3 protein-coding genes are annotated in these 2,294 nt (G+C 60.8%); 1 reads left to right on the top strand and 2 read right to left on the bottom strand.

What is annotated here, in order from left to right:
* Positions 1-97: 97 nt before the first annotated feature.
* Together EN879_RS32555 and EN879_RS32550 are read right to left on the bottom strand one after the other, a co-directional pair.
* Positions 98-892, bottom strand: a complete 795-nt coding sequence (locus tag EN879_RS32555; RefSeq protein ID WP_063168809.1) for a glycosyltransferase family 2 protein — start codon at positions 890-892, stop codon at positions 98-100.
* Between the two features lie 253 nt (positions 893-1,145).
* Positions 1,146-1,625: an Lrp/AsnC family transcriptional regulator gene (locus tag EN879_RS32550; protein WP_013530077.1), complete on the bottom strand. Its 480-nt coding sequence runs from the start codon at positions 1,623-1,625 to the stop codon at positions 1,146-1,148.
* A gap of 249 nt (positions 1,626-1,874) precedes the next feature.
* On the opposite strand from EN879_RS32550, the gene EN879_RS32545 reads away from it, so the two are divergent.
* Positions 1,875-2,294 (top strand): FAD-dependent oxidoreductase (locus tag EN879_RS32545; protein WP_164767869.1); only part of this gene is annotated, 420 nt, incomplete at its 3' end.

Here is a 2,294-nt window from a genome sequence, read left to right as displayed (position 1 = left end):
GGCTTCACAATTCGGCCTTGGTGCGACCGCGCGGACTTCGACGGCCTGCTCGCCGCAATAGCTGCACTTGGGGCCGCCTCGGGCGCGCCCTAACGGTTTATACCCGATCGTTGTCCCGCCAGGCTTCATAGAGCTTGGCCTCGGTGGCGAACGAATACACCATCACCAGCATCGAATAGACGAACCCGTGCCGGCCGCACAGGAAGTAGCGCTTGGCCAGGTAAAACTTCAGGAAGTTGCCAAGCGGCGACAGCACCAGTCTTATCAGGCCAGGCTTCTTGGCTCGTTCGACCAGCGTGGCGACCTTGAGGCTGGAGTAGGTGTTGGCTCTCGCCAGATCCTCGGCAATAGTCATTTCGCGGCGATGCAGCAGCACGCCATTTTCTATGGTGCCGGTTTCGCCCGGCACCTCGAACGACTCATGGACCCGCAGATTGAGGTCCATGGTCGCCTTGTCGCGCCGGAAAAGACGCAGCAGCCTGTTGTGAAGCACCCAGCGGTGCGCATAGCCATAACCCTTCAGCTTGTCGCGGCGCCTGATGTACCATCCGTCGAAAGCATCGTTCCCAAGCTGCGTCACATTCGTGATCGACTGCCTGAGAACGTCATCGATGGCCTCGTCGGCTTCAATCGAAAGGCACCACGGTTGGGTGGCCTGATCGAGCGCGAATTGCCGCTGACGAGGAAAGCCCGGCCAATCATTGTGAAACAGCCTTATCGGGTAGCCCTTGGCGATGAACGCATTGACGACGTCCAGAGTGCTGTCCGTCGAGCCTGAATCGACGACGATGATCTCGGCGCAGAAGTCGACGCTTTCCAGGCATTCGCCGATCATGTCGGCCTCGTTCATACAGATGACCAGCGCCGAAACCGGGCTAGAAAATCGAGTCATCGTCCCACCCCACGGCACACTGTTCTCGGAATTGGGCTGCCCTGCGCCACCTGTATTATGCAATCCCGAAAGCGCTATGCGCTTTTCCCAGGAAAACCGTTACACACTTTTTCTGGAATTGCTCTAGGAAACCAGCAAGGTGGCTACGGCAGTACATCCGGCTCCACAGGAGAGCCTATCGAACGCCAAAGCGGCGCTGATATGGCGAGGCGCTCAGGCCGCATCGGCGAAAGCCGGTTGCGGTTCAACCGGCTCAAGGCTGTGCGAACGAGACCAAGCCTTCGTCCTTGACCCGGCGGATGGTGAGCGCTGTGCGCACCGTGTCGACATTCGGGGTCGAGGTCAGTTCCTCGATGACGAAGCTCTGGAAGGCGCCGAGGTCGCTCGCCACGCAATGCAGGAGGAAATCGGATTCGCCCGACACCATCCAGGCGTCGCGTACGATCGGCCAGCCGCGGGTGCGCTCGGCAAAGATGCGCAGCTCGGCATCGGCTTGATGATGCAGGCCGACGAGGCAGAAGGCAACGACATCAAGGCCGAGCGCTGGTGCGTTGAGCAGAGCGCGGTAGCCACGGATGATGCCGGCTTCCTCCAGGCGCTTGACGCGGCGCAGGCATGGCGGTGCCGAAATGCCGACGCGGTTCGACAGTTCGACATTGGTCATGCGGCCGTCGCCCTGCAATTCGCGCAGGATCTTCCAGTCGATGGCGTCGAGGTCGGCCTTGAGCGGCATGAGGGCTCTCGATCATGAGGGGCAACACGCAAGAATCTTGCGTGATTTTGTAATTAAACGACTTCGCTGTCCATTCCATCCTTCGCCCGGAATATTTCGCGGGATCCGCAGGCGACAGGGTGTGACAAAGCTTTCCGGGGACGAACTCCAACTTGCCTTGCTGGCGTCGTGGGCAACACTTACATTACGCGCGACAATGATCGAGTTTTCCATGCCGCAATTGCCGGCAGCCCTCCGCAGAGGCTTTAGATGACCACCAAGCACGCGCCCGTTCTCATCATCGGTTCCGGCCCGGCCGGCTATACGGCGGCGGTCTACGCCGCCCGCGCCATGCTGAAGCCGATGCTGGTCGCCGGCCTGCAGCAGGGCGGGCAGTTGATGATCACCACCGATGTCGAGAACTATCCCGGCTTCGCCGACCCGATCCAGGGTCCGTGGCTGATGGAGCAGATGCTGAAACAGGCCGAGCATGTCGGCACCGACATCATCAACGACATCATCACCGAGGTCGACCTCAACGTGCGACCGTTCCGTGCCAAGGGCGATTCCGGCACCACCTACACCGCCGACGCGCTGATCATCGCGACCGGCGCGCAAGCGAAATGGCTGGGCATCCCGACCGAGCAGGACTTTATGGGTTTTGGAGTCTCGGCCTGCGCCACCTGCGAC

Origin of the sequence: Mesorhizobium sp. M7A.F.Ca.AU.002.02.1.1 (assembly GCF_003998535.1) — a bacterium.
GTDB lineage: Bacteria > Pseudomonadota > Alphaproteobacteria > Rhizobiales > Rhizobiaceae > Mesorhizobium > Mesorhizobium ciceri.
The sequence above is the reverse complement of the archived record's forward strand: the minus strand, read 5'-3'. Positions and strand labels throughout refer to the sequence as shown.